Origin of the sequence: Paenibacillus sp. FSL F4-0122 (assembly GCF_038002845.1) — a bacterium.
GTDB classification, from domain to species: Bacteria; Bacillota; Bacilli; order Paenibacillales; family Paenibacillaceae; genus Paenibacillus_AQ; species Paenibacillus_AQ odorifer.
In genome coordinates this window covers 3,557,006-3,575,037 of record NZ_JBBODI010000001.1, presented here as the reverse complement: position 1 = coordinate 3,575,037, position 18,032 = coordinate 3,557,006, and the positions used below count along the sequence as shown (strand labels likewise).

General features: G+C 42.2%; 21 protein-coding genes and 1 pseudogene. 5 read left to right on the top strand and 17 right to left on the bottom strand.

Annotation, left to right across the window (positions count from 1 at the left end; translation table 11 throughout):
* Nucleotides 1–37: 37 nt before the first annotated feature.
* Nucleotides 38–571: an RNA polymerase sigma factor gene (locus MHH49_RS15450; RefSeq protein WP_038573112.1), complete on the top strand. Its 534-nt coding sequence runs from the start codon at nt 38–40 to the stop codon at nt 569–571.
* Entirely contained in the window at nt 558–1,727 is a 1,170-nt protein-coding gene (locus MHH49_RS15445; RefSeq protein ID WP_038573113.1) for a DUF4179 domain-containing protein, read from the top strand. The genes MHH49_RS15450 and MHH49_RS15445 overlap by 14 nt, the downstream gene beginning before the upstream one ends.
* A 123-nt stretch (nt 1,728–1,850) precedes the next feature.
* On the opposite strand, the gene MHH49_RS15440 is transcribed toward MHH49_RS15445, so the two are convergent.
* Nucleotides 1,851–1,985 carry a hypothetical protein gene (locus tag MHH49_RS15440; RefSeq protein ID WP_256717374.1) on the bottom strand — a complete coding sequence of 45 codons (135 nt, stop codon included), beginning with the start codon at nt 1,983–1,985 and terminating at the stop codon, nt 1,851–1,853.
* A gap of 42 nt (nt 1,986–2,027) precedes the next feature.
* On the opposite strand from MHH49_RS15440, the gene MHH49_RS15435 reads away from it, so the two are divergent.
* Nucleotides 2,028–2,768, top strand: a complete 741-nt coding sequence (locus tag MHH49_RS15435; RefSeq protein WP_339809279.1) for a hypothetical protein — start codon at nt 2,028–2,030, stop codon at nt 2,766–2,768.
* Between the two features lie 272 nt (nt 2,769–3,040).
* Here the strand turns inward: MHH49_RS15435 and MHH49_RS15430 are convergent, their stop codons facing one another.
* The 16 genes and pseudogenes from MHH49_RS15430 to MHH49_RS15355 form a co-directional block, all read right to left on the bottom strand.
* On the bottom strand, nt 3,041–3,505 hold the full coding sequence (locus MHH49_RS15430; RefSeq protein WP_076223472.1) for a phage tail protein: 465 nt from the start codon (nt 3,503–3,505) through the stop codon (nt 3,041–3,043).
* A gap of 92 nt (nt 3,506–3,597) precedes the next feature.
* Nucleotides 3,598–4,497 (bottom strand): hypothetical protein, encoded by a 900-nt coding sequence (locus MHH49_RS15425; RefSeq protein WP_076098587.1) that lies wholly within the window; start codon nt 4,495–4,497, stop codon nt 3,598–3,600.
* 146 nt (nt 4,498–4,643) lie between these two features.
* Complete coding sequence (locus tag MHH49_RS15420; protein WP_038573121.1) at nt 4,644–5,201, bottom strand: hypothetical protein; 558 nt, start codon at nt 5,199–5,201, stop codon at nt 4,644–4,646.
* Nucleotides 5,202–5,353: 152 nt separating this feature from the next.
* Complete coding sequence (locus MHH49_RS15415; RefSeq protein WP_036679675.1) at nt 5,354–5,770, bottom strand: hypothetical protein; 417 nt, start codon at nt 5,768–5,770, stop codon at nt 5,354–5,356.
* A gap of 32 nt (nt 5,771–5,802) precedes the next feature.
* Nucleotides 5,803–7,542: an ABC transporter ATP-binding protein gene (locus MHH49_RS15410; RefSeq protein WP_038573122.1), complete on the bottom strand. Its 1,740-nt coding sequence runs from the start codon at nt 7,540–7,542 to the stop codon at nt 5,803–5,805.
* Complete coding sequence (locus tag MHH49_RS15405) at nt 7,539–9,320, bottom strand: ABC transporter ATP-binding protein (RefSeq protein WP_076098596.1); 1,782 nt, start codon at nt 9,318–9,320, stop codon at nt 7,539–7,541. The genes MHH49_RS15410 and MHH49_RS15405 overlap by 4 nt, the downstream gene beginning before the upstream one ends.
* A gap of 175 nt (nt 9,321–9,495) precedes the next feature.
* Nucleotides 9,496–10,521, bottom strand: coding sequence for a helix-turn-helix transcriptional regulator (locus MHH49_RS15400; protein WP_051491081.1), 1,026 nt, complete (start codon nt 10,519–10,521; stop codon nt 9,496–9,498).
* A gap of 192 nt (nt 10,522–10,713) precedes the next feature.
* Entirely contained in the window at nt 10,714–11,475 is a 762-nt protein-coding gene (locus MHH49_RS15395) for a SagB/ThcOx family dehydrogenase (RefSeq protein ID WP_036679680.1), read from the bottom strand.
* 166 nt (nt 11,476–11,641) lie between these two features.
* Nucleotides 11,642–11,740 (bottom strand): annotated as a pseudogene (locus tag MHH49_RS15390) (LuxR C-terminal-related transcriptional regulator); the annotation flags it as partial.
* Nucleotides 11,741–11,927: 187 nt separating this feature from the next.
* Nucleotides 11,928–12,671: an NUDIX hydrolase gene (locus tag MHH49_RS15385; protein ID WP_341138250.1), complete on the bottom strand. Its 744-nt coding sequence runs from the start codon at nt 12,669–12,671 to the stop codon at nt 11,928–11,930.
* A complete protein-coding gene (locus MHH49_RS15380) occupies nt 12,668–13,153 on the bottom strand; it encodes an NUDIX hydrolase (protein WP_341138249.1) in 486 nt (161 codons plus the stop codon). Before MHH49_RS15380 ends, MHH49_RS15385 begins: the two co-directional genes overlap by 4 nt.
* Before the next feature lie 239 nt (nt 13,154–13,392).
* Nucleotides 13,393–13,827 (bottom strand): NUDIX hydrolase, encoded by a 435-nt coding sequence (locus tag MHH49_RS15375; protein ID WP_341138248.1) that lies wholly within the window; start codon nt 13,825–13,827, stop codon nt 13,393–13,395.
* A 203-nt stretch (nt 13,828–14,030) separates the two neighbouring features.
* Nucleotides 14,031–14,456, bottom strand: coding sequence for a GNAT family N-acetyltransferase (locus tag MHH49_RS15370; RefSeq protein WP_341138247.1), 426 nt, complete (start codon nt 14,454–14,456; stop codon nt 14,031–14,033).
* A 180-nt stretch (nt 14,457–14,636) separates the two neighbouring features.
* On the bottom strand, nt 14,637–15,035 hold the full coding sequence (locus MHH49_RS15365; protein WP_341138246.1) for a GNAT family N-acetyltransferase: 399 nt from the start codon (nt 15,033–15,035) through the stop codon (nt 14,637–14,639).
* 213 nt (nt 15,036–15,248) lie between these two features.
* Nucleotides 15,249–15,803 (bottom strand): 2'-5' RNA ligase family protein, encoded by a 555-nt coding sequence (locus tag MHH49_RS15360; RefSeq protein ID WP_341138245.1) that lies wholly within the window; start codon nt 15,801–15,803, stop codon nt 15,249–15,251.
* A 188-nt stretch (nt 15,804–15,991) separates the two neighbouring features.
* Entirely contained in the window at nt 15,992–16,555 is a 564-nt protein-coding gene (locus tag MHH49_RS15355) for a histidine phosphatase family protein (protein ID WP_341138244.1), read from the bottom strand.
* Between the two features lie 256 nt (nt 16,556–16,811).
* On the opposite strand from MHH49_RS15355, the gene MHH49_RS15350 reads away from it, so the two are divergent.
* Both MHH49_RS15350 and MHH49_RS15345 read left to right on the top strand, forming a co-directional pair.
* Nucleotides 16,812–17,759, top strand: a complete 948-nt coding sequence (locus tag MHH49_RS15350) for a hypothetical protein (protein ID WP_341138243.1) — start codon at nt 16,812–16,814, stop codon at nt 17,757–17,759.
* A 3-nt stretch (nt 17,760–17,762) separates the two neighbouring features.
* A complete protein-coding gene (locus MHH49_RS15345; RefSeq protein WP_341138242.1) occupies nt 17,763–18,029 on the top strand; it encodes a CD3324 family protein in 267 nt (88 codons plus the stop codon).
* Nucleotides 18,030–18,032 lie beyond the last annotated feature (3 nt).

Below are 18,032 nucleotides of genomic sequence, written 5' to 3'. Positions count from 1 at the left end.
CATCCTAAGACTTCTAGTCAAGAAAGCAGGTAAATCTTTGCATATAGATCCTATTGTCGTCAAAGCCAAAGCTGGGGACCCTGAAGCATTCGTGAAGTTGATGCAGGAGATAGAGTTACCTTTATACAGAACTGCAAGGTCCATCGTCAACAAAGAAGAAGATTGTGCAGATGCCCTGCAGGAGACGATGCTAAAAGCCTTTAAGAACATCCATACACTCAGAGAGCCCGCATTTTTCAAAACGTGGATCTTCCGGATTCTGATTAATGAATGCAATAAAATGCTCAAAAACAACGCAAGAACCCTCCCGTATGGAGAACTTCCCGAAGTCCCTTCCACTTCCAAGGATTATGAGAAAATCGAATTATGGGATGCCGTTCAACATCTTGAGGAGAACCTCCGGATTGTCATTCACCTTCATTACCTACAGGACATGCCGATCAATCAAATTTCCGACATTCTCGAAATTTCTACGGTAGCCGTGAAGACCCGGCTGCATCGCGCCCGCAAAAAGCTAAAGCATTCATCTCAATTCAATCAAGAAATGAGGTTGCGACATGGTAAACACTAAGTTAGAAAAACAATTAAAGAACTGCCAAAGCTTACTTCCCGATCAGTTATCGGATATTGCCCGCTCCAAGCTGAATGAGACTTACCAAATCATCAGGGAGACCGATAATTCTATTTCCCCCATTCAGAGAAAGATAGATGTATCAAGAACTTTTAATAAATGGTGGGTTTCCACTGCAGCCGCTGCAATCCTGGGAGTTACACTCCTTGCTTCCGGCTTTGTATCGCCCGCAATAGCTGATGCACTCAAGCAAATTCCGGTTCTGGGACAAATCTATTCATTATGGGGCGAAAAAAACTTAGATCCCGGTGTTCAACAAGCCGAGGATTTCATCACAAACGTAAACCAAAGCGTGACCCATGGCGATGTGACGATGAATATCCCAACATTGTTATTTGACGGAACCCGAATTCTTATGAACCTAACCACTCCTGGAAACCGTCTGGCTTCGGAGCCCAATTCGCCGCCTTCCGATGCCAATAAAGGGGCGGTGGATAAGTTTGAGGTTCTCTATAAAGGCCAACCTCTGCTCTGGAGTTACGAACACATGGATGGTGAGACTGCTTCCAGCATAATGGTTCAGGTTTTGAACACTTATTATGAGCCGAGCACAACAACACAGACTGTCCAGTTCCCTGATCAGTTTGACTTGACTGTAAATATAACGTTAAAGGGTTACGATGTCCCGTTCGAATTCGTTCTGCCTGTTACCACATCAACGCCTGTTACCGCCCTAACTTCAGAGGAGACCAAGCATCACGATAACATTAACTTGCAGATCAGTAAGGTAGAAATCACCCCAATCACAACGCAGGTATCCATTGAGTACAAAACCAAACCGGGCCAGAGCGTAGAAGAAATGCTCGCTTCTATCCCTTCGAAATATAAGGGTGCTAACGGGGGCGTCATCGCTCTTCAATTTGACATTGTGGATGAACGTGGCGTTCAACTGAAGCCTGTCGGTGCTCACCCCGTAAGCGAATCTTATAATGTTCATTTTGAACCCTTCAAGACTATACCGAGTACCGTAACCATCAAACCGTACTTAGTCGTTTCCGAAGGTCAAGCCCCAGCTGGGACTAAAGGACTGTGGGAAGACAACAATATGGTCAAGGAATATATCCCTGAGCTGGAGACTGTACTTTCGGTCCAATAGTTCATTTGTAACAGGGACCTTATTTTCTAGGATGAAAAGGGCATGCAAAACTACAAAAGACGAAGCCATAATAGGCTTCGTCTTTTTATTTAAATGACTTCAGGTAGGTTCAATCCAATAAGGTTATTTTGATGAAGCCAGCTTCGATAATTTGTCGGCAATATCTTCAGCTTGTAACAAGGAGGAGTATGAATCTGCTGCAAAATATTTTTCCATATCAATCTCAATAATTCGATTGTTTTTGACCGCATCCAACATCTTCCACGTTTTGTCAAATGATAGGTGGCTTGTCGAACACATTTGAATGGATCAAATCTGATGCCCCCGGAGAGTCTCCAACCAAGTCGATATAGCCAAGCCACCTCAGCTCTTATCTGCGGGATTTATCCCGTACATTTCACCGTCCCAGCCACTTCAGCTCTTTTCTACGGGATTTATACCGTACATTCCAGCATCTCAACCACCTCAACTCATTTGTACGGGATTTATACCGTACATTCCAGCATACTAGCTACTCCAGCTCTTTTCTACGGGATTTATACCGTACATTTCACTATTCCAGCCACCTCAGCTCTTTTCTACGGGATTTATACCGTACATTCCACTATTCCAGCCACCTCAGCTCTTTTCTACGGGATTTATACCGTACATTTCACTATTCCAGCCTCCTCAGCTCTTTTCTACGGGATTTATACCGTACATTTCACCGTCCCAGCCACCTCAACTCATTTGTACGGGATTTATACCGTACATTCCAGCATACTAGCTACTCCAGCTCTTTTCTACGGGATTTATACCGTACATTTCACTATTCCAGCCACCTCAACTCATTTGTACGGGATTTATACCGTACATTTCACTATTCCAGCTACCTCAGCTCTTTTCTACGGGATTTATACCGTACATTCCAGCATCTCAACCACCTCAACTCATTTGTACGGGATTTATACCGTACATTTCACTATTCCAGCTACCTCAGCTCTTTTCTACGGGATTTATACCGTACATTCCAGCATCTCAGCCACCTCAACTCATTTGTAAGGGATTTATCCCGTACATTTTACTATTCCAGCCACCTCAGCTCTTTTCTACGGGATTTATACCGTACATTCCAGCATCTCAGCTACTCATACAAAATAATTGTGAAGTACGCTCGCAACTCCAGTTTTCGTTGCTCTATATAATAAATTCGGCCTCTTGAATGAGAGTCCATTCCCATAGATAACCCACGCAAATTATCTATACCGAAAAGATTTAGGGCCATCCTTTTATAGGATGGCCCTCTCATTGATTAAGTTGCAATTTTGCTTACCTTAATACTCTCCTTTAATTACAAAAAACGAACCCCGAATTGTTCCAGCTAGCTTGGACTTCTGCCTGGCAAACTTAAACTTCTCTTCTAGCTCCTTTGGGATCTCCATCCCCTCAGAAAGCTTAAAACCAACAGCCCGCTTCTTTGGGTCATCAACCGTATACATAACGTTGACCGCAAGGCCATCCTCATAAAAGACATAAGCAAATTTAATATTTTCCACTTGAAAACGCGACGTTTCTAAAGGATTGGCCGCAAACTCAATATCACGTTCTTCTTTTAAAATTCGGTTCACATAATCAAGGGTCTCCTGGCTTTCGCTGGCTTGTACAACCGTAAATTCATGCTTGTATTTATTCATAAAATAACGGGCCTCATTAGCACGCAGACCAGCAAGCGCATCTACTACAGGTGAAGATTCTAACCCAACCGTAGACACATTTTTAAAATCAACGATATAGGACATTTCCATCTTTCCTTTTCTCTCATTATTCCCAAAAAAACTTATCGTTACTTAGGATACAGTTCGCGTGCTGTCTGTAACTGCAAGTTTCTGTGTTAACTGCTGTGCTCTTTTTCTATTAAAGTGACCATCTCACGCTTCCACTTTTCTCGTTCCTGTGGCGGTATCGGCTCCCCTTTGTCATACAGAAATCTAATCATATAGAACCCATCCTTCGTAAGCAGGCTGGTAACAAGTTCATGCTCTAATACATTATTGTTCATCAACTGCGTCTCAACTACAGAGCTATTATCAGTCTGATGCAATACTTGAGCGGTCAATAAGGTCTCTTGGGAGATATAATCCGCTGTATGCTTCTCTACAGAAGATGCCTCTATCTTATCAAAATAATTAATCGTGAACGTATGCGAAGGTTCGTACCGATGGCATTCTCCTAGCGGATAATATCCGATAAATTGACTGTTACTGTAGACATGGAATGTTGCAGGTACATAGCTATTAAGCTGAAAATACGGGATGAATCGCGCAATGCCTGAATTGATCTCTTCTCCAGGAGGAATGACCGCATCCACACCACTAAGGAAATCACCCTTCTTATCTACAAAAATCGTGCTATAAGGGCTGTACCTCGTAATCCAAATTGAACCATTCTCCTTCACAGCCTCAACGTAATAACTGATAATTTGATTTCTTTTTTCCTCACGTTCATCGGCGGGGTTGATACAGGTATGAATATGCTTCCGAGTGTATGTAAAGACTGCTTTAGTAGCATCCATTGACAGCAATTCAAATTCGAGAATTTCAGATTTTATATTATAGATTTGAAATGTCATCATTAATTGAAAGTGATTTAAAAAGGACATTCCCCTCTTATCTGGATGAAATCTTTTGCTCAAACCTTCTTCATCCTTATCCATATAAGCCTGCTCCAAGCCTTCAACCAGGGCCTGCAGTTCCTCTTTTGTGATGCCTTTATTTTTCTTAAAGAAAAACATGTCTTCTCTCCCCTCATCATCAGTCTACTTCCAATTACTTACTCCTATTTATTATACGGGCACACCTGTGTACTTTTCTAGGTATTAAAAAAACCATACCTGACAAAGGAATGGTTTCTTTGAGTAGGTATACCTTACAGTCATCCCTACATTTTAAAATGTTCACGAACTAACCTAAATTGTTCTTCTACGCTCATATTTAGTGTTCTTTCTATGGTTTTGATGCCCAGCTTAGTGCAAGCGCTCTTTATTTCATTGGAGAACTTAATCATAGATTTATTACTGTGTTTAATTGTTTCTTCTGGATTTAACGTATAAGCGTTAATGCAGTCCAGAATCATCTTATGGTCTTCTCTAAAGTAATATAATCTCTCTATCTCCGCATCGGACGTATAAAAACATATCATTCTCTTTTCCGGGATAAACGGTATCTCTTCGACCACTTGAAATAACCATTGGCAATGTTCATCTACAGGTTTATTAAACCACTTATTCCAATCTAAACTAGGATTAGGGAATTGAAGGGCAGGATATTCCATAGGGCTAGAGAATGGTCTATATTTTAAGAGATCATCCCCTAATGTTTGAAAACCTAATTCCTCTACAAACTTCTTGGTCATAGTAGTCTTTCCAGCACAAGGTCCACCATTTAGCCAATATACATGTTTTAATTGTTCTTTCAAATAATTATTATTTATCTTCATCCAACACACCCCGTTTATATTTAAAAAGCTTACTCTGACACGTTGGTTGTGAGGGGTTGGCGGATTCTTATCTTTCTAGACAAAAAAAGCCTTCCCCACCCTAAAGGGTGAAGAAAGCTTAAATGTGTATCCCCAAATTATGGGCAGCTATATTAGGTTTTCGTACCCGAGGGTGCCTTAGCCAACTGCTCCTCCAGCCACCTTATCGCCTCAGCCTCTCCGGAGAAAGCACCTCCGGGGCAGCCGTAGGTTCTTTTAGTGGACAACGCTGTAACTGGCTTGTAGACAGCAAGCAACTTAGCATTCTGCATTACGACCGCGATGCCTGAACAATATTGGGCGATTTCCCGCTTGTTCATCTTGCACCAGTTCATATACAGCTGTGTGACCGCACGCTCTGGACGTGTGTTTTTCTCTGCGGAATGCACCATCAGCAGGCCGAAGGCAGATCGGCGCGCGAGCAGCTCTTCCCAATAAGCGATATATTCTTCTACTGTCTCCTGATCAAACGCCTCCCCCAAACTAAGGCTTATGATCGGCCAAGTGGATTCATCCTTTGTTATAGGCATACGTTTCCCTCCTAAAATGTGCTGAGCATTGCCTAAGATGTGATGCGGAATCCAACGGACTGCTGTTGCAGCTTCCAGAGCCGGTCGTACAATCCGCCGCGCAGCAGTAAGGCATCATGTCGTCCCTGCTCTACCAGCTGACCGTCTTCCAGTACGATAATGTTGTCCGCACCGCGTATGGTTTTCAGCCGGTGAGCGATAACAATGACGGTCCTGCCCGTAATCAACGCATCAATTCCTTTCTGGATTTCGGCCTCATTCTGCGGGTCAAGCGATGCAGTAGCTTCATCCAACAGCACAATTGGAGCGTTCTTGAGAATCGCACGGGCAATGGAGATCCGCTGCTTCTCCCCTCCGGAGAGCGTGCTTCCGCCTTCGCCTACCGGCGTATCATAACCAAGCGGTAATTTCATGATGAAACCATGGCAGTGAGCCATTTCCGCTGCCTGCTGAATATCCCGCTGCGACGCCCCCGGCCGCCCAAAAGCAATATTGTTCCCAATGGTATCTTGAAACAGGTACACATCCTGAAACACCACCGATACGGATCCTAGCAGATGTTCTGGATCAATCTCCTTGATGTTGCGCCCACCTAGCAGAACACTCCCTTTTTCAGGATCATAGAAACGTGAGATCAGGCGCAGCACTGTACTCTTGCCGCTGCCTGACGGACCCACAATTGCAGTCAGTGAACCTTGCGGCATTTCCAGACTTAAATTTTTGAGAACAGGCTCTCCTCCATAGCTGAAGGTTACATTGTCAAACCTAATGGTGCTGCTTTTAGGAAGAGGACTCGTAGCACCTGTCATTACCGGCTGGCGCAGCAGGTCTACTATACGTTCACCCGCTTGTTCGTTGTAGCGGAATTCGGCATAATTGGCTAGCGCCGTGGTCAATGGATCATAGATTCGTGTGCCGACAATAAGGAATACTGCCAACTGCAAAATACCGAGCTCCCCGCCTAATAATAGATGAACACCTACGTATATCATTAAGGTCAGCCCCGCACGGAGAAGAGCCATAGCGGTTAGAATAACCGGACCGAACATCCCTTCCAGCTTCACACTTTCCTTCATCAAAGTTTTAAAAGAGTTATCCAGACGGACAAATCGTTCTCCCGTCAGATTATAGGCCTTCATCACCCGTATGCCGTTCAAGTATTCTTGCAATCGGTTCGCAGCGTTCAGCTTGGCCTTCATATGATCCGCTCCGAGTCTCCGCCGCAGCTTGCCCGATATATACATGATCAGAAGAGCAACCGGCAGCGCTACGAACATGGAAATCGCCATCCGCCAGTCCAGAAACAGTAAACCAGCAAGTGCAAATATCGGCAGTACAAAAGCCCCCGCAAGCTGTGGCAGCAGATGTGAAATGCCCGTCTCAACGAGCGTGAAATCGCCCATCATCATATTGGCTAAATCACCTGGGTCCCGGCGAGTCAGGTAACCCAGCGGAAGCTTCCGCAGATGTTCTGCTAATTCCGCACGTCCCTGTGCAGCAACATTGTATGCCCCGCGGTAAGCGGTGCGATAGGCGGGAATCTCACTCAGGAACATCAGCACCATGACGGCGACAAGCCCTGCGCAGATCCACCAAAGGCGTTCTGTCTGAAGTTCTGCGCCCACAGTAATATAAGGAGCAAAAATCAACCGCACCGCCTCAATTACAAGCGCGAACGGAAGCACACTAACTAGATTAGCCAGCAAGGAAAAAAGTACAGGCTTCAGCAACTGCTGCGGTTTGCCGGCAGTAATATTATGCAATACCTTCATAGCTGATCCCCTCCTTTTTCCATATGCCAATCTCCGGCGTCACTGTAGGCATGCCACATTTTGGCGTAAAGCCCGTCCGCCTCAATCAAACCTGCGTGCTCTCCACGTTCCACGATTTCTCCATCCCTCAGCACCAGAATTTGTGCAGCTTCACGTATAGAGGAGAGTCGGTGAGCAATTACAATAACCGTCTTGCCGCGCATAAGCTCCGTAAGTGCTAACTGCATATGAAACTCATTTTCCGGGTCGGCAAAAGCAGTCGCTTCGTCGAGCACGAGCACTGGTGCATTTTTGAGAATAGCCCGAGCTACCGCAATGCGCTGCTCCTCACCACCCGAGAGATAGACACCGCCTTCACCAATTAACGTATCGTATCCCTGCGGCAGCCGAGTAATGAACTCGTCGCATTGTGCCGCTCTGGCTGCAGCCTGGACTTCCTCCAGAGTCGCTCCCGGTTTGCCGACAGCAATATTCTCATACAAAGTGTCATAGAACAGGAAGGTTTCCTGAAATACAAAAGCAACTGTATTCATTAATTCATGGATTGCCATATGGCGAATATCGACTCCACCGATACGGATCGCACCCACTTGCGGGTCCCAGAACCGCGGCACCAAGCTGGCCACCGTCGATTTTCCCGAACCTGACGGCCCTACCAGCGCTGTAACCTTCCCTTGTTCCGCACGGAATGAGACTTCGCTGAGCGCCGCTGCAGTCCCTGCATCTTCACTGTAGGAGAAGGTTACATCCACAAATTCAACGTCAAAAGTATGCGGGGATAGCGGTTCTGCTATTTCTGGTACAGGCTGCTGTGCCAAGAGACGGTCCATCCGCTCCACGCCTTCGCCAATATCCCGAGTGCTTGAAGCCAGCAGAAGTAGCTTGTAGAGCGGAGATGAAACGCCGGGCGCCATAATTAGAAAGAACAGCAGCACAAGCGCAAAAGACATGGAATCCGGTCGACCGCTTAGCATGAAGATGCCCACCGGCAAAATAAAGGTAAACGGTGACGCCAGCAATGTTTTGAATAAGATATAACCTGTTTGATAACGGTCCGTATACTCCAGACAATAATCGCAGTAGCTGGTCATATCACTGTAGAACTTTCTGAAAGAATGCACCGTCTGCCCGAACACCTTAACCGCCGGCATCCCCCGTACATACTGCACCGCCGAAGTATTGATCTGCTCCAACGAATCATGATACTGCTTCACACTGGCCTTGCCTCTGCTGCTCATCATAAGCGCTGACTGCACACCTAATCCTATAATTATCGGCAGCAGGCAAGCTACCGCCAACGGCGGACTAAGCCAAAACATCGCCACGATCATCAGCACCGTAGAAGCCAGCACGCTGACTAAATCGGGAAGCTGATGCGCTACGAAATTTTCCACCTTGTCGACATTCTGCTCTAGCGTTTTCTTGACCACGCCAGTTGATGTCCCATTCAGGAAACCGAGCGGCAATCTGCCCAAATGCTCGGTCATTCGCACACGCAAATTATATTGAATTCGAAAAGCCGCAATATGCGAGCACATAATACCACAATACGAAGTCACCAGCCCTCCGATTAACCCTCCAAGTGCAATCCACCCCCAGTGGATCATATACGCACCGTCGACCTGTCCAGGCGATGAAGCATGGCGCAGCAGCTCTGCCAAAATGAAATAAACAGACAAAAACGGAATCAGCATTAATACAGCGCTGACAGATGACAATATTCCGGACAAGAGCAGCAAACCTCGCTTCTCTCCGGCGATCTCCAGCAGCCTTGGCATGCCGGTTTTGGTTTTACTCACAGCTGTTCCCCCACTCTTGGTAATTACGCACAAAAAAAAGTGCACTGAGAATGATTCTCTGTGCACTAGTGTATAGGAACGTTGTTCACGATTGCTACCGTTTAAGGGATTATAATTAACCAAAACAGGAGCATCTGTGCAGGAGGATACGGACTTACAACTTAATACCGAAGAGACGCTGCCTGCCGCTGATCAGATATTCTCCTGGACGCACACCGAACTTTTTGCGGAAGGCTGCCGAGAAATGACTCACATTACCGTATCCAACCCTGGAGGCTGCTTCACTTACAGTCATACTCCCTTGTTCCAGCAGCTGCTGCGCTCTCTGCATCCGTTGTTCGATAACGTAAGCATGCACGGTATAACCAAACATTTCCTTAAAGCCCTTTTTCAGCTTAAACTCATTGAGGCATATAATGCGAGAAAGGCCTGCAAGCGTTGGCGGGTGCAAATAATCACGCTGCAAAATCTCCTTAGCGAGCCGCAGGCTCTCCATATCCTCTCTGGACAGCTTGACCGAGCACGGAATCCGCTCTGCTTCATATAAAGATTCATTGAGATAGACAGCCATTAGCTCCAGCATTTTGCCCTCCAGATAAAGTTCACGCATGCCATGGCTATAGGAACAATCCGCAATCTGCGACAGAATGAAGCGGATGGATGGTGTGATGTTATTTTTTCCAAAAAACAAACCCGCACCAGCTCCAATGCGAAGCCGTGTATCTTCGGTCAGACCACTGGTCATCCGCTCAAATTGTGCCGGGCTCATATCTATGCTGATGAATCGGTACCCCGCCCCACTCAGGTATGTGCAGTTTTCACTTCTTACCCCGCCATGAAACAGCGCAATTTCTCCCGTATCTATAATAAAATAGTCCGATTTCAGCGAAGTCCCCCACTCAATGCCATGCCCTATGCAGAAAGCCAGCTCCGTACGCGGAGTGCTAAAATTGCCCTTTGCTTCGATATCCCGATTAAACCGGAGATTAAAATCTGTCATCTGGATATACCCATGGCTAAGCAGGCTGCGGCAACTGCCTTCCCCTATTTCGACTGGGGGTTTAATCTCAAAATGAGCCCCATTAAAACGGTAATTATAATCTACCCCTTCACATGTAAGCGTCTTATGGGCATCAATCGTTTCTGCTTCTTTCAGTCCATTGCTTCGCTCCATGCTCATCCCTGCTTCCTCTTACTTTGGGTTAATTATATATGCAATGAGAATGATTATCAATTAAACATTACGATTTCCTCTTCGTTCAAACTGAGCAGTTGGGCAAATAAGCTGGAATATAAACAAAAAACCTTCCCCACCCCGAAGGGTGAAAAAGGCTTACACGCATCACTTCAAAGACATATCTAGCATTCCTAGCTATTCTCGTTTCTTGCCAACTGCACCAAGATAGATAACAAATTCTTCATCGCCGTCTAATTCTAAAATCTCATCTATCAACTTTTGATCATAGATTCCAATTGCGCAAGCACCTGCACCGATGGATTCGCTGGCTAAATAAAGGTTCTGGCAGACATGTCCAACATCGATGAGGATTTTTTTGTGAGCAGAAATATCGTACTTCCATTCGGAGCGGTAGGGTGTGGTACTCCAGGCAAACAATACAGAAGCCTTTTTGGCAAAGTTAGGGACAAAGGGCTGATCCAAAGTAATAGCATCAATCTTTTGTTCAAGTTGATCTAATTCAAACATAAATAAGAGCTTATGTTCCACAGGCAGATATCTGTAGATCCCTTGCCCAATACCCTCTACACGCATAATCATTAAATAGGTTTCAAAGGTGTGCGTCGCCCCGCTGCAGGGTACAGTCCGCAGCGTAAGTCCGTTCTTATTCATACCGCTAATCCCTTGGGTAGCCCATAATAAATAGGATAACTCCTCCAGACTCACAGTATCCTCAGAATAGAACCGTGTACTTCTTCTTTGATCTATACAATCAAAAATATTTTCTTTACTCACAACGTCTTTGCTGACCTTGGGCAAATCAATAATTAGTGCATCTGAATCAAATGGCTTAACAATTGGCGGTTGTGCAATTCCCTTGATCTTATCTGTTTTGATATGTTTGAATTCATGAAAATTGGATTTCAGAAAATTTCTTTGTTGTTCATATCTGGTCATAACAGATCCTCCTGAACTACCTTAATATCTCTAATTTATCATGTCATAAAAATCATACGGTGATCTAACTCACTCTTCAGTTGTTTTGGTGAGTAAACAAAAAACCTCCCTTTGCCCCGAAGGGCAAAAGAAGGCTTAAACGCGTCACTTCCGAAGACATGGCCAGCTATATTTTCAGCTCCCCAAGCTTGATCAGCTCGACAACCGCTTGTGAACGGCCTTTAACGTTTAGTTTTTGCATTACATTCGTAGTGTGGTTTGAAACACACTGATAATCTAGGCACTGGTAAACTGATTGTTGATCTTAAGGAAATCACCTAATTAAAAGACGGTAACGGTAATTGAACTATCGCTCTCCATTAGCACTACTCAAATGACACGGTTCTCCACACTACCTGTAACAGCAAGAAATTTTGAATCAACGTTCCCATAAGCTAAAGCATTGTTCCATGTTATCGTATTGAATCTGCACATATTTCTTCCAGAACTTTGGGAAGGAAATCGAGTTTACATCTAAGGTCGTTATCCAAGAATGTGGATATATAATTTGCATGTACAAAGACAATGGTTGAAAATTCTGGAGTTATGCCTCTACTAAGGAGTGTACTCTCGAAGCTATCATAATGTAATTTTAACTGGGAAGAATCGATGGTTAATTCAATTAGGTAAACTAAAGCTATCGATTGCCATTGTACAATGTATTTTGGCGTCACCCTAGAAACCAGCTTCGAGTCTGTCAAATTGATACCAATTTCCTCTTGTGATTCCCTTATCAGGCTTCCAAACATATGAACAACGTCACCCTGAAGATCGCTTGCCTCAATGCCTCCCGCAACAAATTGCAACCTTCCAGGAGCGGAAGTACGTGTATTCATCTCTCCAATCACAAAATACCTATCCTTTGTAAGGATAACTCCATTCGCAACCACTCCTCGGCACTTGTATGGATGGTCGATATTCAAAAGTTTGGAGAACATAAAATGAGCATAGTCAGTTTTTTGCAAAGTTATCTTTAGTTCCTCTTCAGACAGACTCATAGTTTTTATTGAAAATATTTCGCCTCGAGTAAGGTATGGTTTTTCTTTTGTTAATGAATCCCAAAAGGAATTTATTGATTGTTGAAGGCTGTAAGGTAAGAGAAGCTCATCACGATCAACAGTTACTTGTATACTCTCAGGCATCGGTTTAATAATCATTTATGGTCCATGTCTCCCTCCAATCTATGTAACAACGTATAATTGGGGTCTGCTTCCCAGGCTTCAAATGGAACAATACATTTTGCATTCATCGCATCTAACAATCTAGATCTTTGCTGCGGTCTTGTTATGTACTCCCCAATATTCGATTCATCAATTTTTATGTATCTAGCTTCGAGTATCTCTTCTTCTTGAATTTTTATTTCTCCGCTTACGTATTGAGCTCTAAAACATACAGACAAAACTTGTTTTGTTATATTCATATACACACCTGTAATACCCATTGGCTTAATAATGATGCCTGTCTCCTCAAGGAACTCTCTGTAAATTGCCTTATCCAGGGGTTCCCCCAATTCTACATTACCACCTGGCATTTCCCATGTATCTGAGCGCCAATGTGTTCTAAGCAACAATACCTCACCACTCTCATTTGTGACTAGAGCTGCAACCGAAATACATTGTTTAGGAACTTGGTACTCCAAACAAATCCCTCCTTAGTATTTTATCTTTAGACGCTTCCATCGCTTGGAAAGTTTCTTTAAACTGTCCATCGCTTAACGACTTCTCATTTGATAACTCGGATTCATTACCTATAACTATGATGTACTGAGGGAATTGTGCACATTGGAGCTATAAGTGAGTATCTATCTCTAACTGAAAAGACTACCTATCCACTTCAATCGGCAGCCTTAAATTAATTGAACTATCGTTCCCCGTTAGCTTAATATGAAGTTTTTTTACGTAGAGACTCTGCCTCTTGTATACTTTCTTTTAGCCAGATAGGAGCCATTGGATTACTCAGTATTTCATCAGTTGTCATCCAATACACAGCATCAACCTCATCTGGACTCTTAACATAAGGTTCACCCTTATCAAACTCGCAAAGGAAAACAATATCAATAACTTCACTACCATTGTCTAATATAAAAGAGGTGTTTCTGACAAATTTAATCTTATCTTTTACCTTTACTCCCACCTCTTCAAAGAGTTCTCTTTTAATAGTTCTTTCTAATATATCCTTGGTGTTACCCTCATTTTCAACTGTACCTCCAACAAGCGAAAGAAGTCCCCCAGCGTGTTCCTCTTTCATACTGCGTCCAATTATTAGCCACTTATCCTCTTGAAAAACAGCTCCTTCTACATTTACATAGAACATTTGTAGTACCCCCTTATTTTCAGATTTATAGTCAACTTCGCTTAGAAAGATGACATATCCTCTTTCACTATCCTGCCAGTTAGCTGAACAAAGGCAGCCGATCCACTGACCAGCTGCCTTTGTGTATTTATTGAGCTATCGTTCTCCGTTAGCGTAATACAGGAAGCTATCATTTGAATTCTTAGGAGGCTGCTTGACTGTTATTAATATACTTTTCGTGGTTGTGGTAATCTTTTCATAAATCGTTCTGAATCCTTACTAAACCCAAATTGTTCATACAATCCATGTGCATCTTGTGTCCCCAAAATCCCTGTCATCCATTCGAATTCTGAAGCATTTGTTATAACATCAACTAGCTTTTTTGAGATACCTTGCCCCCGATATTCTTCCAATACAAAGACATCGCACAAATAATACATTGTTGCTCCATCAGTAATTAATCTTGCGAAACCAATCATTTTGTCGCCTTGATATACACCATAACAAATTGAGCTTTGAATAGATTTTTTAATTTTCTCGATGGGTCTTCGACTAGCCCAATAACTAATAGACAAAAAGTCAATAACCGTTTGAACATTAATTCTTGACGTATCATCACTAATTAAATATTCCTTGAATTGTACCTCCACTCTAACCCGCCCCCAAAAAATATTACATTAATTTTACCACGTATGTGAACTAAAGGTTACTTGTATTTTCGCCTTTGCTATATTAAAACTAGCCTGCCCGTTAGCTGAACAAAGGCGGCCGATCCACTGACCAGCTGCCTTTGTGTATTTATTGAGCTATCGTTTCCCGTTAGTCAATCATTACTTTACTCTTGGTATCAAAAATGCTTTTTCTGTCTTTTCGAAACCAATGCGTGGGTAATACTCCATTGCAGTCGGAGCAGATAGCAATAATAAAGAAACTTCTTCTCCTAAGTGCTCCCGTAAACGCTTAATAAGTTCTGTTCCAATGCCTGTTTTTTGATATTCCTTACATACTGCTAAATCAGATAAATAACAACAATATGAGAAATCAGTAATTGCTCTTGCAATGCCTATTAGCCTAACCCCATCCCAAGCAGAAATGTTAACATCTGCATTATCAATCATTTTTTGAATACGTTCATGGTCATCTGCAGGACGTTTAATTCCAGAACTTTTAAAAACATCCGAAACATCTTTAGAACAAAGCGAAGCATTAATTTTATATTTAATTTCCATTTGCTCACCTCTCATGTGAATTGATTCATTTAATAATATACATAAAATGGAATAAGGGGAAGGGGAAATTCAGTCAATTTACGTTAATGCATTTCTTCGATTTACTATTTCGCTCTACTGCCCGTTACTTCAATGAAAACAGCAGGCTACCGTAGCGCCTGCTCATTAATGTGTATCATTCAACTAAAGTGTCCCGTTAGTTCAATGATCTGTTTAGAACAACTTGGCAAGTTTGATATCTTCTAAAGGTACGTTTTTTTTGATATCAAATAACCGCACGAATGTTACATCGAAGCTTGGAAAAGGAAGTAATGCTTCTCTCGCAGCCAATTTCATTTCTATAATTTCTGCTTCATTCATACCCCATTTTGTTTGACCCAAAGTCAAATGTGGAATGAAGTTATCCAACTCTATATTACTGTCAATAAGTTCGGCTGGTGGGGAAACCGCATCTACCAAATTATTGTGTAGATTATATATCTCTTTCGATTCAACACTAAGGAATGTAACCGCTGTTCCAAATGTTCCTGGTTCAGACAAAGTTAACTGGAAGATTGGAAATGAAGAACAAGTCTCTCTTACCTTTTCAAGCCAATTCATGTCCTCCGTAAGTCCATTTGAGAGTTTAACAGTAATATGAGGCTCCACAGGAGCCCTAAATCCATTATTATCCCATCGACTTCGAAATGTCTTAACCCATTTATTACGAAATACCAAAATTTGTTCTTTATAATCTTCAGGTGGAACGATTCCAATGAAAAAATGCATTATTACACACCCCTTTATACTTTTAAACACTTGAATCCATTTACATTAAGTCAACAAACAATATGTATTTCTCTCGGAGCATTCCTATTCATTTGCAGTTAGTTTAATAAAAAAGCAGCCACTCGCATTCCTCGGCTGCATTCTTATCTAATCAACTATTGTGTCCCGTTAGCTTAGCGACCAACAGGCTACAAATTCATTCGATATACCCCAGCCTCACCGAGAAAATCATTTCTGGTCAATCCTTTTTCTCCAAGCAATATACGATAATTCGTTATCGTACCATCATGTGAAATGATAAAAACTTTTTTATAGCTTTCCCTGATCCAATCTAATAACCGAGTAGCATATCCTTCAAAAATATCTTGTCCGATCCTATTAATCCCTTCTTTCCAGCAATCCAAGTTGAAATCAAGAATTTCAGTATCTCCATAAAGATTTGTAATTTCAGATTTAGAAAGGATGTGATCACAAGCTAAGAAAGGAAGTTTGGGGTTCTGAGGAAACATTCTTGGACCAACAAATGGAGAAATTATGAAGTCCGTACCGTTTTGTATAATAGTTGCCGTCTCAATTGTACGTTTAGTTGGACTTACAAGAACTAAATCATCAGGATCAATTTTAATTTCGTTTCGTAGCTGAGTTACTTGAAATTTGCCGTACTCTGTAAGACTCGGATGCAAAGTATTCAACCGATTTGGATAATCGTTGAGATGTTCTCCATGACCGTGCCGAATAAATATAAATTCCATATTCCGCCCTCCTAACATCAATAAAATGCCATATTAGGAATATTCCATAATTTATTAAACTATCCTGCCCGTTACTTCAATATCAACCTCTAATTTAACAGATTCACAATAAAAAGAAATAGCTCAGCAACACCACGCGCCGCTCTTCCCTCCACAACAAAAAACCTCCCCCTACCCCTAAGGGTTTTTTATAAAAATTCTTAGTATTTCAAAAATAGTAGTAAATTGCCATAATGGAGTCGAAGGAGATGATGACATGAATAATTCTAATGTGGTAAGACAGCTTTCCGTAAATGATAATTTTGATTTTTTGCTCAGCTTAATTAATCAGACAGCAAAAAGATTTAATCCTGACCCTAAGTTTTTAGGCATAGGTATGACAATTAGCGAACTCAAAGATAGTTACTTTTCTTCTGAATCCAACAAAGAAGGATATGTTGTTGAAAAAGATGGAAAAGTGATTGCAGTGATGGGTGTTACTTTATCAGGAGTAACGTCGAATGGTTATATCGAATTTGGTGTGGCTGAGGGACATGAAGAGGTTCTAAAAGATTTGGTTGAAAAATGTTCTTCCATAGTGAATCAAAAAGGTGGAAAAAAACTCTTCATATTTGCCTTTAGTAAATTTGGTCAGATCAGGAATAGAGAAATTACTTTGTGGGAACAGTTGGGCTTTAACTCAGAAGAGTTCTCAAATATTATAATATCCCTTGATGTGAGGGATTGGAATGTGCCAGATGATTTTCATAATGAAAATATCTATCCTGCTACTGATATGGAACTATCCGATATTAGGCAGATATTAATTGATGATGGAGAAGATGTGATTGCAGAATTAGTTAGCAAGCAATTTGTTACTAAAAGCCCAGATCAAATCGTCCTTACCTTGATGGATAAAGGAACAAAGGAACTGGTGGGTATCGCTTATTATAGAGTTGTTATAGCTAATAAGGGTAGTGATAATGAGTTCTTCGATGCTTCTGGCTTTGGACTCCACTTTAGACCCAGATACCATTTAGATAAGAGTGAAAAGGAAAGATTGCTTCATGCTTCCTTACTTTCTATGAAGCAATTAGGCATTTATCATGTATATTCACGCATCACTTTAAAGAATTTCGAAGTTTTCTCCATGCTTATTCGTGAAGGATTTGACGATCCTGGCATCGACCAAAATTGTACAGTTCTTTTGTTTAAAACGGTATAGCAAATGAAAAAATACGTGAATGCGCGGGAAGTTTTACCTGAGAGTTTAATAAAGGAAATTCAGAAATATGTCAAGGGTCAACACATCTATATTCCCCAAACAGAACGACAAACTTGGGGGGAATCAACGGGTATACGTAAGGAATTGGAACAACGAAATGAAGAGATTGTTCGCAGATTTGAATCAGGTATAAGTATACAGCAGTTATCCAAGTTGTTTAATTTGAGTGCAGACAGGATTAGAGGGATTGTTTACGAAAGACAGACCTAGTGA

Excerpts from the sequence above, each read along its gene's own strand:
- MHH49_RS15355 (WP_341138244.1), bottom strand. The coding sequence starts at position 16,555 with ATGGAATTTATATTTATTCGGCACGGTCATGGAGAACATCTCAACGAT.
- MHH49_RS15430 (WP_076223472.1), bottom strand. The coding sequence starts at position 3,505 with ATGTCCTATATCGTTGATTTTAAAAATGTGTCTACGGTTGGGTTAGAA.
- MHH49_RS15350 (WP_341138243.1), top strand. The coding sequence starts at position 16,812 with ATGAATAATTCTAATGTGGTAAGACAGCTTTCCGTAAATGATAATTTT.
- MHH49_RS15400 (WP_051491081.1), bottom strand. The coding sequence starts at position 10,521 with ATGAGCATGGAGCGAAGCAATGGACTGAAAGAAGCAGAAACGATTGAT.
- MHH49_RS15420 (WP_038573121.1), bottom strand. The coding sequence starts at position 5,201 with ATGAAGATAAATAATAATTATTTGAAAGAACAATTAAAACATGTATAT.
- MHH49_RS15395 (WP_036679680.1), bottom strand. The coding sequence starts at position 11,475 with ATGACCAGATATGAACAACAAAGAAATTTTCTGAAATCCAATTTTCAT.
- MHH49_RS15385 (WP_341138250.1), bottom strand. The coding sequence starts at position 12,671 with ATGATTATTAAACCGATGCCTGAGAGTATACAAGTAACTGTTGATCGT.
- MHH49_RS15365 (WP_341138246.1), bottom strand. The coding sequence starts at position 15,035 with ATGGAAATTAAATATAAAATTAATGCTTCGCTTTGTTCTAAAGATGTT.
- MHH49_RS15360 (WP_341138245.1), bottom strand. The coding sequence starts at position 15,803 with ATGCATTTTTTCATTGGAATCGTTCCACCTGAAGATTATAAAGAACAA.
- MHH49_RS15345 (WP_341138242.1), top strand. The coding sequence starts at position 17,763 with ATGAAAAAATACGTGAATGCGCGGGAAGTTTTACCTGAGAGTTTAATA.
- MHH49_RS15440 (WP_256717374.1), bottom strand. The coding sequence starts at position 1,985 with ATGTTGGATGCGGTCAAAAACAATCGAATTATTGAGATTGATATGGAA.
- MHH49_RS15375 (WP_341138248.1), bottom strand. The coding sequence starts at position 13,827 with ATGTTCTATGTAAATGTAGAAGGAGCTGTTTTTCAAGAGGATAAGTGG.
- MHH49_RS15410 (WP_038573122.1), bottom strand. The coding sequence starts at position 7,542 with ATGAAGGTATTGCATAATATTACTGCCGGCAAACCGCAGCAGTTGCTG.
- MHH49_RS15415 (WP_036679675.1), bottom strand. The coding sequence starts at position 5,770 with ATGCCTATAACAAAGGATGAATCCACTTGGCCGATCATAAGCCTTAGT.
- MHH49_RS15425 (WP_076098587.1), bottom strand. The coding sequence starts at position 4,497 with ATGTTTTTCTTTAAGAAAAATAAAGGCATCACAAAAGAGGAACTGCAG.
- MHH49_RS15445 (WP_038573113.1), top strand. The coding sequence starts at position 558 with ATGGTAAACACTAAGTTAGAAAAACAATTAAAGAACTGCCAAAGCTTA.
- MHH49_RS15405 (WP_076098596.1), bottom strand. The coding sequence starts at position 9,320 with ATGCCAAGGCTGCTGGAGATCGCCGGAGAGAAGCGAGGTTTGCTGCTC.